At 37.1% G+C, this 12,333-nt stretch carries 10 protein-coding genes; 2 read left to right on the forward strand and 8 right to left on the reverse strand.

What is annotated here, in order from left to right; genetic code table 11:
- Positions 1-167: 167 nt before the first annotated feature.
- From PQ456_RS15455 to PQ456_RS15490, 8 genes are all read right to left on the reverse strand, one after another.
- A complete protein-coding gene (locus tag PQ456_RS15455; RefSeq protein WP_273613089.1) occupies positions 168-1,427 on the reverse strand; it encodes an adenosylhomocysteinase in 1,260 nt (419 codons plus the stop codon).
- Between the two features lie 41 nt (positions 1,428-1,468).
- Positions 1,469-3,115 carry a bacillithiol biosynthesis cysteine-adding enzyme BshC gene (gene bshC / locus PQ456_RS15460; RefSeq protein WP_273613090.1) on the reverse strand — a complete coding sequence of 549 codons (1,647 nt, stop codon included), beginning with the start codon at positions 3,113-3,115 and terminating at the stop codon, positions 1,469-1,471.
- A 183-nt stretch (positions 3,116-3,298) separates the two neighbouring features.
- Positions 3,299-5,071, reverse strand: coding sequence for an ABC transporter ATP-binding protein (locus PQ456_RS15465; RefSeq protein WP_204823264.1), 1,773 nt, complete (start codon positions 5,069-5,071; stop codon positions 3,299-3,301).
- Positions 5,072-5,092: 21 nt separating this feature from the next.
- The gene (locus PQ456_RS15470; RefSeq protein WP_273616336.1) at positions 5,093-5,968 is read right to left on the reverse strand and encodes an ABC transporter permease; all 876 of its coding nucleotides are present in this window, start codon (positions 5,966-5,968) and stop codon (positions 5,093-5,095) included.
- Positions 5,969-6,016: 48 nt separating this feature from the next.
- Positions 6,017-6,949 (reverse strand): ABC transporter permease, encoded by a 933-nt coding sequence (locus tag PQ456_RS15475; RefSeq protein ID WP_273613091.1) that lies wholly within the window; start codon positions 6,947-6,949, stop codon positions 6,017-6,019.
- A gap of 245 nt (positions 6,950-7,194) precedes the next feature.
- On the reverse strand, positions 7,195-8,862 hold the full coding sequence (locus tag PQ456_RS15480; protein WP_273613092.1) for a peptide ABC transporter substrate-binding protein: 1,668 nt from the start codon (positions 8,860-8,862) through the stop codon (positions 7,195-7,197).
- A 199-nt stretch (positions 8,863-9,061) separates the two neighbouring features.
- On the reverse strand, positions 9,062-9,454 hold the full coding sequence (locus PQ456_RS15485) for a DUF3397 domain-containing protein (protein ID WP_273613093.1): 393 nt from the start codon (positions 9,452-9,454) through the stop codon (positions 9,062-9,064).
- Positions 9,454-10,458: a ketopantoate reductase family protein gene (locus PQ456_RS15490; RefSeq protein ID WP_273613094.1), complete on the reverse strand. Its 1,005-nt coding sequence runs from the start codon at positions 10,456-10,458 to the stop codon at positions 9,454-9,456. Before PQ456_RS15490 ends, PQ456_RS15485 begins: the two co-directional genes overlap by 1 nt.
- A gap of 154 nt (positions 10,459-10,612) precedes the next feature.
- Between PQ456_RS15490 and PQ456_RS15495 the strand changes: the two genes are divergently transcribed.
- Complete coding sequence (locus PQ456_RS15495; protein WP_273613095.1) at positions 10,613-11,719, forward strand: hypothetical protein; 1,107 nt, start codon at positions 10,613-10,615, stop codon at positions 11,717-11,719.
- Positions 11,720-11,841: 122 nt separating this feature from the next.
- The gene (locus tag PQ456_RS15500; protein ID WP_273613096.1) at positions 11,842-12,246 is read left to right on the forward strand and encodes a hypothetical protein; all 405 of its coding nucleotides are present in this window, start codon (positions 11,842-11,844) and stop codon (positions 12,244-12,246) included.
- Positions 12,247-12,333: the final 87 nt, after the last annotated feature.

Below are 12,333 nucleotides of genomic sequence, written 5' to 3' on the forward strand. Positions count from 1 at the left end.
TTTTTAGAAAAATACTGAAAAATTTTATTTTATGTAAATCAGCCAATTCATTTGCAAAAATAGGCATAAAAAAGAACTGATTTCTCTTTATCGGAAAAATCAGTTCTTTTTGTTATGCATGAGTAACTTTTATTTTATTTTTTAAATATATTGAGATTGCTTGCAGATTATGACCAGCTATCTAAATATAATTTTTGTTCTTCAGTCAATGTATCAATATGAATGCCTAGACTTTCTAGTTTAAATCGTGCCACTTGTTCATCCAGTTCATAAGGGACACTGATTACTCCTGCTTCCAACTGCTCATAGTGTTCGCTCACATAACGAAGACCTACTGCTTGTAAAGCAAAAGTCATATCCATAATTTCAACAGGATGACCATCTGCTGCTCCCAAGTTAACCAGACGACCTTCTGCAAGAAGATAAATACGGCGTCCATCATTCAATTTGTATTCTTCAATATTTTTGCGAACCGTACGAATCGATTGAGAACGAGCTGCTAGATCAGGCTTATTCGCTTCAACGTCAAAATGTCCAGCATTGGCAATCACAGCGCCATCTTTCATCACGTCATAGTGCTCGCCTGCAATAACACTTTTATTTCCTGTTACTGTAATAAAGAAGTCACCATGCTTGGCGGCTTCATTCATCGGCATCACACCAAAGCCGTCCATATGTGCTTCTACCGCCTTAATTGGATCAACCTCGGTTACGATAACATTAGCACCCAAACCTTTAGCACGCATCGCTATACCTTTACCACACCAGCCATAACCTACTACTACAACTGTTTTACCTGCGATAATTAAGTTGGTTGTACGAATAATACCATCAAAAGCGGATTGTCCTGTTCCGTAACGGTTATCAAATAGATGCTTACAATACGCATCATTTACAGCAACCATCGGAATTTTCAACGTTCCTTCTTTTTGCAATGCTTTTAAACGGATAATTCCAGTCGTTGTTTCTTCTGCTCCACCACGAATCGTTGATAATAGATCAGGACGTTCTCCATACAAAAATGTAATCAGATCGCCACCATCATCAATAATCAGGTCAGGCTTCGCTTCTAATGCTTTTAAGTTCAAGCTTTTATATTCTTCCACACCTGGATTATATTTTGCAAATACAGTAATACCGTCTTCTACCAAAGCTGCACATACATCATCTTGTGTAGACAAGGGATTGCTACCTGTAATAGTGACATTAGCTCCACCGGCTTGGATAACTTTAGCCAAATAAGCGGTTTTAGCCTCCAAGTGCAAACAGATCGTTACATTCAAACCTTTGAAAGGCAAATCTCTTTCAAATTCTGCTCGAATACGATTTAATACCGGCATATGAGAAGATGCCCAATCAATTTTAAGATGTCCCTCAGGAGCAAGTGCCATATCGGCAACAATACTTGCTTGAATAGATGATGTCATTGTACAGTTCTCCTTTGTTAGTTGGAATAGATAACCTATTTTTATAAATAAACAAGACGATGCGAACCGTTAAAATCAGGCTCAAGGGTTAACAATTGATCGATCCAGCGCTCTCCGTAACGTCCAAGATAGTAATAGCTGTTGATCGTACGTTCTTGTGGCTTGCCAAACGGATACAACGCATACGCGATTCGATCCAAACGTTGTAATCCTGTCTGATGTTGACGTGCTATCGCATTTTGACTTTTGCGGTACAAATAATCAATTTGCAAATCAATCTTATGCTGAGTCGTTTCTCCGAGATGCGGTAATGAAGGATCAATCTCATGCAAAGAGTCTACAAAAGGCGCATACAATTGTTGAAATTGCTCGCGGAATGTAGTGAATCTTTTTTCTAAATGATAATCTTCTTGCTCACTTAACCAGGTCTGACGAATATCATCAAAGCGTTGTCTGACATCATCAAATGTTAATTGATACTGTTGCATCAAAATTTTAACTTTTTCTTCCACCATTGTAAATAACATTCTAGGAACAATCGGAGGCATTTGTAGATTCAAGACAGGAAATGCTTGTTTTGTTAACGCCCAATATGCAATCTCGCCTGTTCCCAAAATGGTACTAAGTACAGGGAATAATGAATCCTGCATCAAAGGACGTGTTAATACATTGTTGCTAAACCGTTCTGGATATTGTTCTAACAACTGTAACAACTCTTGTTTGGTAAAAACAACTAATCCTTTACGATCTGTAAACATCCCATTGCGTTTGAACAATAACAAACGTTCGTTGGTATATACTTCATCACTATGGATATAGAACAAATTAGCACTTTCTTCATCTACTGTTGCTTGTTCTTCATATCCATACTGTCTTACTTGCTCAGCAGCAGACATATATGCTTGAGTCAATTTATCATTATGTTCTATCAATTGACGAAATACTGGAATTTCTAAGCGACGAATAGCAGCATCATCTGAATCGATGAGTACCAATCCAAAACGGCCAAATAAAAGACCCAATTGTTCAGCAAAGGCACTACTCAAATCTGTAGCATGCTCCATAATATTTCGCAATGTCTGTGTCCATTGATTTTTATTTTCCGTATCCGGTAACAGACTTTCAAATTGATTCAAAATATGTTCAGTATTCTGTTCATGAATAAATGTACGACTCACCGGTGAATGTCCACCACGTTCATGATCTAAGCGAATTTTGACAGCCGCTCCATCTTGATCAGGTAGATACGTATGATTCACTTCATCCCAGTCATGATCTTCACCTGCTATCCAAAATACAGGTACGATTGGACGTTGTAGACGCTGCGATGCTTCACGCGCAGATGCTAACAATGTAATCACTTTGTAAATGACTAACAATGGGCCTGTAAATAGTCCGCTTTGTTGTCCACCTACCATCACAAGTGCTTCATCTGTTCGTAGTGTTGCTAAAGATTGCTGTACAGCTTCATGATTATTGTACTTACCGTTATATATGGTTAAGCAGTCAACTAAAGCTCCACGGTCGATTCGGGAGTCTTTACTCTGATCCAGCCATTCTGCACGTTTGATCCATGTTTGTGGATCAGAGACATTCATATTATACAAACTGCTTACCGATGCAAAATCATTGATGTACCGCTCAGCGAGCGGCTGATTCGCGGGTAGGCTCTCCGGAATCACATTCATGGGGTGAAGTCCTCCTCATCGCTATTGCTTTTGATTGTTACTAATCGTAACTTATTAAATCTTATTTGATTGTAACGAAGTTAGTACTGTTTAGTCAAAAGCTATTCTTAAAATATTTGAATATTTTTAGTAACAACCAAAAAACCGCCAGCAAATGGCGGTTTTTTGATTTGAAAGTATAAATTAAGCAGAAGGTTGAGAAACCCAGTGACCTTCAGATACTTCGATCAACTGAGAATTTTCTAAATTAAACGGATCTTTAGCTGCCAAAGTTGCTGCTGCTTCTTGAGAAGCGGCAAGATGTTCTTCAGGCAATAAGATTCTACGTTTATTTGCTTCTACTTCTGGATCAGGAATAGGAATCGCAGATAGCAAAGTTTTGGTGTAAGGATGTAGAGGATTAGCATACAGTTCTTCACTTTCAGCCAATTCTACAATTTTACCCATATACATAACCGCTACACGGTCACTAATATGTTTTACCATGGATAAATCATGCGCAATAAACAAATAAGTCAATCCAAGACGTTGTTGTAGTTCTTCTAGCAATTTAACAATCTGTGCTTGAATCGATACGTCCAAAGCAGACAATGGCTCATCACAGATAATAAATTTAGGATCTACAGCAAGTGCACGCGCAATCCCGATACGTTGTCTTTGACCACCGGAGAATTCATGCGGATAACGAAGAGCATGACTTGGGTTCAAGCCTACCATATCCAGCAATTCTTCTACACGTTTTTTACGTTCAGCACGGCTATTCACTAGACCATGAATATCTAGAGACTCGCCGATAATGTCCATAATATTAAAACGAGGGTTCAAAGAAGCATATGGATCTTGGAAGATCATTTGCATATCTTTACGCATGTTTTTCATTTTGCGTGGAGACAGATCATAAATGTCTGTTCCGTTAAACTTTACACTACCACCGGTAGGTTCGTATAAACGAAGAATTGTACGACCTGTTGTTGATTTACCACAACCAGATTCTCCTACAACTCCAAGTGTCTCACCTTCGTAGATGTTGAAGCTAATGTCATTAACCGCTTTAAGGATATTACCTTTACCTAGATTAAAATGTTGTTTTAATCCTTTTACTTCAACCAACGGTTTACGTGGGTCTAGATTAAGTTTAGCAGACGCTAATTTAGGTTTTTTAGGCTCATCCAAACGTGGCAATGCATTAAGCAAACGTTGTGTATATGGATGTTGAGGGTTTTTGAAAATTTCAGCAGTTGTTCCTGTTTCAACAACATCGCCTTCTTTCATAACAACCACGCGATCACACATACCTGCTACTACACCAAGGTCATGTGTAATCAAAATGATTGAAGTACCCAATTTTTGTTGCATATCTTTCATCAGATCAAGGATCTGAGCTTGAATCGTTACGTCTAGTGCTGTTGTAGGCTCATCCGCAATTAGCAATGATGGACGACAAGCTAGAGCGATTGCAATCATCGCACGTTGGCGCATACCACCAGAGAATTGGTGAGGATATTGATTAAAACGAACATCAGAATTTTTGATACCAACCAGTCGTAACATTTCAAGCGCACTTTCTTTAGCTTGAGCAGAAGACATATTTTGATGTTTACGCAATACTTCTGTAATTTGTTTACCTACTTTGATTGTTGGATTCAAGGAAGTCATCGGATCTTGGAAAATCATGCCGATATCCTTACCACGAATTGCTTCCATTTGTTTATCCGTTTTAGCAAGTAGACTTTGACCTAGGAATTCAATCTCTCCACTTTTGATCTTAGAAGGCGGAGAAGGAATCAGACGCATAATTGTTTGAGCTGTTACACTCTTACCACTACCGGATTCCCCAACAATACCTAGCGTTTCGCCTTTGCCAATTTCAAAATTGACATCTTTTACCGCATCAAATTCACCAGCACGCGTTTGAAAGGATACGCTTAAATTCTTTACTGTTAAGATTTTCTCCACTTGTTCCACCTCCTATAGATTTTATTTTCTCAATTTTGGATCCAAAGCGTCTCTAAGACCGTCGCCTAGCAAGTTAAATGCAAGCATTGTCAAACAGATTAGAGCAGCCGGGAACCACATACGCCAAGGATACAAATTCCATCCTGTTAATGCATCATTGATCATAGAACCCAATGAAGCGACAGGAGCCTGTACACCTAGACCCAAGAAACTCAAAAATGCTTCAGAGAAGATAGCACTTGGTACAGAAAGAGTTACAGTAACGATAATAGGACCCAAAGCATTAGGCAAAAGATGTTTGAACAATTGACGTCCAGCACCTGCACCCATAGAACGAGCTGCTAATACGAAGTCTCTACTTTTCAGTTGCATAATTTCACCACGAACAATCCATGACATCGTAATCCAACCTGTTACAGTCAAAGCAACGATAATTGTTCCCAAACCTGGCTCAAATACAACCAACAATAGAATAACAACTAGCAAATAAGGAATAGAATAAAGAATTTCGGAAAATTTGTTCATAATGTTATCTACACGGCCACCGAAGTAACCCATGATTCCACCATAAATAATACCGATAATTAAGTCAATTGCTGCTGCTGCCAAACCTACGATAAGAGAGATTCGTGCACCCATCCAGGTACGAACCCACATATCACGTCCAAGGTTATCTGTACCAAACCAGTGAACTCCAGAAGGTGGCTTATTAGTATTCATCAAATCATTAGAGTAATAGTTAAAAGCAGAGATCATTGGTCCAACGATCGAAGCGATAATAATAAGAATCAAAGTACCTAAGCTAAACATAGCTACTTTATTACCTTTTAAACGAATCCAAGCATCCTGCCATAAAGAGATACTTTCCTGTTGCAGTGCGATTGGTTCGCCGACCACATCTGTAGTCGCATTTTGATTGTTTTTGTTTCCGCTAGCTGACAACGTTTAGCTCCCCTTCCGACCTGATAATTTGATCCGCGGATCTACCAGCACATATAAAATATCTGTAACAAAACGAGCAAGCATCAACAACACGCCATAGAAAATAGTTACTCCCATAATCATTGTATAATCACGGTTAGTAATACTATCTACGAATACTCTACCAATACCACCGATACCGAAGATTTGCTCGATAACAACAGAACCCGTTACGATATTTGCAGTCATAGGACCTACATACGTAACTACTGGAAGAATACCATTACGTACAACGTGTCTAGTCATAATAGTAAAACCATTTAGACCTTTTGCTTTAGCTGTTTTGATATAATCTGCATTCAATACTTCTAGCATACTTGAACGAGTTAATCGTGCTATAAATGCAATCGGTTGAACAGCAAGTGCTATAACTGGAAGTACAAAGTCACTTGGTTCATTAAAGCCCATAACATCAAACCAACCTAGTTTTAGAGCAAAAATATACTGGATCAATGTTGCCAATACAAAACTCGGAACAGCGATACCTAATACAGCAATAATCATAGCTACATTATCAATTAATTTGCGATGGTAAAGTGCAGCGATTAATCCCAATACAATACCCGCTACAATCGAAATAATAATAGCGAAAATACCGATTTGTAATGAAGGTGAGAATGTATCAGCGATACGTTGTGTAACCTCCTGATTTTGGTATTTCATCGAAATCCCCAAATCACCTTTAACTAAATTTCCTAGGTACTGTAAATACTGTTCAGCAATTGGTTTATTTAATCCATACTGCTCCATTAGACGTTCTTTGATTTGAGGCTGTACATTTTTTTCTGACATAAACGGATTACCAGGTATAGCTTTCATCAGGAAAAATGTAGCTGATGCCAAAATGAACAATGATAACAGCATATACAAAAATTTACTGGCGATATAACGAATCATTTCCCCAAGAACCTCCTTTATCACATTTTCTAGTTTATTGAATATGTTTAAAAACAGCTCGTCATTATTCAACAACTTTTTCATTTTAAAACTTCATCTAATAGATAACAAGTAGAACTTGAAATTATCATGTTTAGAATAGCAATATATGGAAAAATGATAAACACGCAAAAACGGGATATATATGGATGGAGAATCCACACATACATATCCCGCTGCAATCATTAAACCGAAATCTTACTTAATTATTGGAAATAAGCACGAGTAAAGTCAATTGCACCACTAAAGTCTACAAATATACCTTTAAGATTTGGTTTAACCAATGAAACGCTAGTGTAGTAATAGATTGGCATCATAGCCATATCATCTTGCACTAGAATTTTTTCTGCTTTAGACATATCATCCATACGTTTAGCATTATCTTGAGTTGCTTGCGCATCTTTCAACAATTTGTCATATTCAGGATTGCTGTATTTTGCATCATTGTTGCCATTACCAGTCATCCACATATCCAAGAAAGTCATAGGATCGTTATAATCCGCTGTCCAACCTGCACGTGCGATTTGGTAGTTACCACTTTGACGATTATCCAAGAACACGCTCCACTCTTGGTTTTGTGTTTTAACACTTACACCAAGATTGTTTTTCCACATATCAGCAATTGCCAAAGCAATTTTTTGGTGAGCTTCACTAGAGTTGTAAATCAAAGTAATTTCAGGAAGAGTAGTATAACCTTCTTCTTTCATACCTTCAGCTAGCAATTGTTTAGCTTTAGCAGCATCTTCTGTGAAGTAGCTATCTTTGTACTCTGTACGGAATTCTTCGTTGTTACCTTTGATTCCTGGTGGTACATAACCATAAGCTGGAATTTGTCCACCTAATGTTACGTTGTCTACAATCGCTTGACGGTTGATCGCCATAGAGAATGCTTGACGGATTTTCAAGTTGTTAAATGGTTTTTCTTTAACGTTAAACAAGTAGTAGTACGTACTTGCAATACCTTTAGCTTGGAATTGATCTGGGTATTGTTGTTTTGCAGCTGGAATTTGGTCTGTTGGAATTTCACCAGTAGGTGCTCCAGCATAATCCAATTGTCCACTTTGGTAACTTGAGAACTCAGTAGCTCCAGAGTTAACCAATGAAGAAGTGATTGTATTTAATTTAATACTAGAAGCATCCCAATACTTAGCATTTTTTGTCCAAGCCAATTCTTGACCTGTTGTCCAAGTTGTTAAGTTGAATGCACCGTTAGTAATCATTGTATCCGCTTTAGAAGCCCATTGTGGGTTAGCTTCTACATTCTTTTGATTAACAGGGTAGTACGTGTAGAAAGAAGTCAATCCCAACCAGTAAGAAGTTGGATTAGCCAAAGTCACTTCTAGTGTTTTGTCATCTACGACTTTAACACCAACATCAGCGAAATCTTTAACTTTTCCTTCGTTGAATTCTTGTCCATTTTTGATGTAATAAAGTTGGTAAGCGTACTCAGATGCTGGAGTTGTTTTTGGGCTTAGAACGCGTTCCCAAGCATAAGCGAAATCTTTAGCTGTTACAGGTTCGCCGTTACTCCATTGTGCATTATCACGAAGATGGAAAGTATATTTCAATCCGTCTTCAGAAACATCCCATTTTTCAGCAACGCCTGGAACAGGATTACCATCTGTACCTGGACGTGTAAGACCTTCATACATTAGTCTCAAGGCAGTGTTTGTTTGACTATCTTTTGCCTGAGCTGGATCAAACGTTGGAGGCTCAGCGCTCATGTTAATGTGTAAGTCTTGAGCTGCTGCTGTAGTGCCATCTCCTGATTCTCCACTTGTTCCTGTGTTGCTAGAACCGCTGCCGCAAGCTGCAAGCAAAGTTCCGAACGCCATGACAAGCGCCATAAGTACTAACCAACTTTTTCTCTTCATCTAGCAGTTTCCCCCTAAAAAATGTGGTATATGCTTTTAAATTATACAACCAGTGGTCAAAAAAATCTATAACTTATATTTAAAAAATCATCTTTTTTTCGTTATTTTATATAAAACTGTCACATTTAAGCGTATATTATGCTTCACGTCACGGTCGAATACCTAACATCAAGCAAATATATTCCATTTTTCGACAAAATTATTGTGTTATGTATTGCAGAATACCAGTAATCAATAAAGCAATGTAACCTATACTCAACAATAAAAAAGAAACACGCCAAACGGCACGAAATAGTCGTTTGTAGTCCACTTTTCCTTTTAATCGGTTTTGTGCACCACCAATTAGACCAATACCTAACAATAAAATCAATAAGAAAATATAGAATCCTGTTTTGGTATTGAATGTATTATTGAACAAAGCGGCTACAGAAATATATAAAAAAGGAGTCGTTACATCCATAGCCATACCTATCGCTGGTTTCTTTTCTTTCCCTTTTAGCCTATTGATCACATATGTTAATACAAATGGAATAAATGGAACTAGACTTAAAAAGATAAACCCGTTCAATAATAATCCCAAAAATACCCCCATCAATTATCCTCCTGTCTATTCATAGCCTCAACTAAATGGTATACCCAGTAATTTGCTGGTGTAGCTATACCGTAATCTTGACCCATTTTAATAATACTACCATTAATCCACTCTATTTCTGTTGTTTTACCTTGTAATACATCTGCAAGCATAGATGATGTATTGGTAGATGTAGCACGACATACTTCTAAAATCTCTTCCCACCATAAAGAAGAACTCTCTATTCCTGCGGCTTGATATACTTCAATAACTTCATTATACAATTGCTGCATTACAAATAGTCTCTGTTCAGAAACAAGTAATTCACCATTCATTATACGCCAAATCGCTGTTAATGGATTGATTACAGCATTTATAATAAGCTTCCGATATATATCTTTATCGATATTATTCGACAACCGAATATCAAATCCTGCTTGTTGTAGTTCGTTTAGCAAAGGTTGTATTAATAGTTGCTCTTCTTTATCTATTGATTTGGTCTTATTACCTACTCTAGCACTAGAAAGATTACTTAGACTACCTATAACCGTTTTTCCTATACCGGTATGATGGATTTCGTTTATAGACATTCTTTTAGCACCTTCTGTGGTAATTGCTGCATAAACCTGCCATGGTGAAGGCCATAAGCTATCGGTTCGCAATCCATTTTGCAGGCAGATTATACGAGTATGTTGCCCTGCTCGTTGCTGAATTTTACCAACTAAATCTGCTGTTATATCTTTCTGCTTAACCGTGACTAATATATAATCCGCTTTGGGTATATGAGAATAGTTATTTAATTCGTCGATTGCATAAGCATTCTGTGTAGCAGATGGAATCCATAACTGTGGTTCACTATGATGATCTATAGTAGATGTTTGGATCGTTATACCTTGTTGATTCATAATAGATGCTTGTTCTACGGTACGTGTCCACAAATGAATAGTAGCTGAAGAATCATTACTTATTAATTTGCTATAAAAAAGTAATCCTATAGCTCCTGCTCCAAAAATATCAATAATCAATTTTGTAACCTCCATGCATTTTAAAATAGGTATAATTAGACTCATATTCAACAGTAATACGTACGATGCTATAATAATGATAGATTATGCATTATTCGGAATAATATTGTAAAAAATTGCGCTTAGATATCCAAGTGCTAAGGAGGGGCGATCTATGAAATACTTATATTCGGTTAAAATCGTCTGCTTCTGTTTGACTTTAGCTCTAACTTCGCAGTGTTTGCTCTCTTCGGCGCAAGCACAAGCATTAGAAGCACCACCACAATTAGACGAAGCAACACGACAGTTATTAGAAAATAGTCTATCTGTGAATGAATTAGATCAAGAAATCAAACGGATTACAGATCAGCAACATGTAGCTCAAACGAAATATACTCAATTAGAAAAAAGTTTGACTCATCAAGAAAAGCTATTGTCACAAGCAAGACATCAAGCAGATTCTGTGCTTGTTTCTTATTATACAGGAGAAAGAGATGATTTTTGGGCTCTTTTTTTATCTACAGGTAGTCTATCGGGAATGATCGCTTTTTACGATTACTATCGAATGATTATTGATCATGACCAGTTGCTATTAAGTGATTATCAAGAGCAGTATACACAACTTACACAGCAAAAAAATGAGTTATATGCTACAGCAACAGAATTAGGAGAGATTAGCAGTAATTTATCTAATCAGCGTATACGTGTAGCTAATTTGCAACAATCGATTCATCAAAGTCTTGCTACAAGTTCTAATCCTGAGATTGCTCGTCAATTAATGAATGAAATGAATGAGTATTGGAAAAATATTGGACTGTATGAAGTCAAAAAATATTTCAGAGCTATTGCTATATCGATGCAACAGTTCCCGGATTACTTGAAATCACAGCCCGGAGCAATCCAGATTAGTGGAACACATTACACCATCTCGATTGATGAGCAACAACTGAATCAATTTTTACATGTACAAGGACAGTTACCAGAATCATTTCAATTCAAATTTGCACAAAATCAATTGAGTATCCATGGCAAAGAAGGCAATTTAGATTTGGATATTACAGGTCATTACGAAATCGTGAATCAGCCTCAAAATGCAATCCAATTTTATGTAGACAAGCTTGTTTTTAATGGTCTGCAATTGCCTGATACTACCTGCCGGATGCTTGAAAACGAATTTGATCTTGGTTTTTATCCACAACAAATTATAGCTTATTTAAAAGCTACTGCTGTAACTACAGAACCACAACTCATGAAAATTCAGCTAGAGCTATCATTGAATTAATCGGCTAACATGTATGTACTGGATAGGCTAGATGTGAAAGGATTTTGTATATGATTAACGAAGCTGATATTTTAAAGCTATTCTAACTCTATACCGACATGGCTAGAGAATTATGTGCTTCTATGCAACAAGTGATTCCCGATCATCAAAAATCTTTGTTATCGAAGCCACTTACATCTACTAATTTCGAATGGTTGTTTGATCTTATTTATGATGTAGAGCCAACGGAGGAATTTGTGTTTTATTCGGATATGCAGTGGACATGGCATTGGCATGGTGAACATTGCTTATTCGAAAGTGAGCAAGGAACAATGATCGAAGCCAATATCTCTAATACAGACTTTGTAGATATCGCTTTTTTTAATCATTTTATCCAAAGTTATGATGGTGCTCAGTATGTATTGCAATCTATCGATCATCTGGATTTTAACTTTACTGCTAGTTTATTTGATCAATTTGTTGAAAAGAATCTTTTACATCAGCAAAATGGTACTGAATTTACTCTAGTGAATCCTTCAGATCATTAAGCCATATATTTACGAGTATAGTAATAGATAATAAACAAAAGACTCTACTGTGCTACTAATGCACAGTAGAGTCTTTGTTATAAAATA

The organism is Paenibacillus kyungheensis (assembly GCF_028606985.1).
In the GTDB taxonomy this organism is placed as follows: domain Bacteria; phylum Bacillota; class Bacilli; order Paenibacillales; family Paenibacillaceae; genus Saccharibacillus; species Saccharibacillus kyungheensis.